Source organism: Intestinibacter sp., from assembly GCF_022780145.1.
Classification (GTDB): domain Bacteria; phylum Bacillota; class Clostridia; order Peptostreptococcales; family Peptostreptococcaceae; genus Intestinibacter.
In genome coordinates this window covers 1-2,339 of sequence record NZ_JALEXO010000149.1, presented here as the reverse complement: position 1 = coordinate 2,339, position 2,339 = coordinate 1, and the positions used below count along the sequence as shown (strand labels likewise).

Here is a 2,339-nt window from a genome sequence, read left to right as displayed (position 1 = left end):
AGGCTTTTTTTGTTATGTAAAAATAATTTTTGATATAATTAAAGTAAAGATTGTTAGTTTGAAATGAGGGAAAATATATGAGTTCAATTAATTTAAATTGGGTTGATTTTTATACTGAGTTTGCGACAAAACTATTGGTATATAAAAATGATCGAAAAAGTCTTATTGTAAAACTTCAAAATGTTTATAAAGAAATAAATATGAGGTTTCCCAAAATGGAGAAAGATGGAACTGTTGTAGATATAGATCCATTTACGGTTTTTGGATTGTTTAATAAGGGGATAACTAATGACAATCGTAAACTTATTTTAGAAGGAATTGCGAAAGAGTTTAGTATTGAAAAACAAATTCCGTCTAATTTTGATGGTATTCCAGTAATGAATAATCAGAGGGCTACTTTTTTTAATTTTGTTTCAGAAAGAGGAGAAAATGATATAGATAATCTATGGGATATTTTTGAAGCAGCTATTAAATATGATGATAATCCTACAAACGAAAATAAATTAAAATTAGAATATATATATGATAAAGTAATTCGACAAAAAGGTATTCGATGGAATATTACAATGGGATTGTATTGGATTCGTCCAAATAATTATATAAATTTAGATTCAAAAAATAGATATTTTATTATTACAGAAAAAATTCTAACAAAAGAATTAATTCAAGAAATTAATGAATTTAAAACAGTGCCAAGTGGTAAACAGTATATGCAATTATGTGATTTGTTACTAGACAAAATAAAAGACGGCAAATATGGATATAGAAATTTTCCAGAATTATCTTTTGTAGCATATACAGCTACTGGTTATTGGCCACCTATTGATGAATATAACCCTAATATAAGTACAGATGAATGGATTGAATTTTTAGAAGAGGATAGAAAAGAGCATCCAGAAGTTTTAGAAATGCTTAAGGTGATGCTTGATTTAGGTGGAGAAGCTACTTGTAAAGAGATAGGTGAAAAATTAGAAAAAAATTCTAGTACATGTTCTAATATAGGCAAAAATCTTGGAAAACGAGCTAAAGATAGATTTAATTTGCCAACATATATGGATGGAGATACAGAAAGATTTTTTATAGTTCCTTTCTTAGGACGCCATATTCATAAAAAAGGCAGTCAATTATATTCTTGGAAAATACGACCGGAGTTAAAGGAGGCGTTAGAGAGTATGAATTTAGAAGAAATAGAATCTTGTGAGGGAAAAACAGATATAAGTAAAAATACTATATTATATGGACCTCCAGGAACAGGTAAAACATACAATACCATTATGTATGCAGTTGCTATAATCGAAAATAAAAAGCTTGAAGATATAAAATCCGAGGATTATGCGGAGATTACAAATAGATACAATAAATATAAAGATGAAGGATTAATAGAATTTACTACATTTCATCAATCTTATGGATATGAAGAATTTATAGAAGGTATTAAGCCTGTTATATATAGCGATGAAGAAGCTCAAAATGATATTCAGTATGAAGTACTTTCAGGTTTATTTAAAAAATTCTGTGATATGGCAAGCACACCACCTATTTTAAAAAAAGGAAAAAGTAATATAGGGATTAATCAATATCCTACTATATGGAAGGTTTCACTTGAAGGTGCAGGAGATAATCAGACTCGTACAGAGTGTATGAAAAATGGTCATATTAGAATAGGGTATGATGACTATGGAGAGGATATTGAAAATATATTTAATAATGTAAGAATCAAAAATATATTAAATTATTTTGTTAATGATATGAGTATTGGCGATATAGTAATGTCTTGTTATAGTTGCAATACTATAGATGCTATCGGAGTAATAACAGGAGAGTATGAATGGCATACTGAATATCAAAGTTATAAAAGACTACGCAAAGTGAATTGGATTGTAAAAGGTATTAAAGAAGACATTATAAAAATTAATAATGGGAAAAAACTTATTAGTCCTTCTGTATATAAATTAAAGATAGCTCTATCAGATGTAATGGATATTATTAAAAAATACGCTAAGGATAAAACAGAAATTGAAGAAAATAAAAAGAATTATGTTTTTATAATAGATGAAATTAACAGGGGCAATATTTCAAAAATTTTTGGTGAATTAATTACGTTAATAGAACCTACTAAGCGTATAGGACAATCAGAAGGTATTAAAGTTAGACTTCCATATTCTCAACAACTTTTTGGAGTTCCAGATAATGTATATATTATTGGAACTATGAATACGGCGGACAGATCTATTGCTAATATAGATACAGCATTGCGTCGCCGATTCTATTTTAAAGAAATGTTGCCAGATGCAGAAGTTCTTGATGGAATTTTTGTAGATGATGTATCTATTAAGGAT

General features: G+C 27.9%; 1 protein-coding gene. It reads left to right on the top strand.

Features of this window, described 5'->3' with window-relative positions:
• Positions 1 to 200 precede the first annotated feature (200 nt).
• A partial coding sequence (locus MR593_RS05935) for an AAA family ATPase (RefSeq protein ID WP_290690812.1) occupies positions 201 to 2,339 on the top strand: 2,139 nt, incomplete at its 3' end.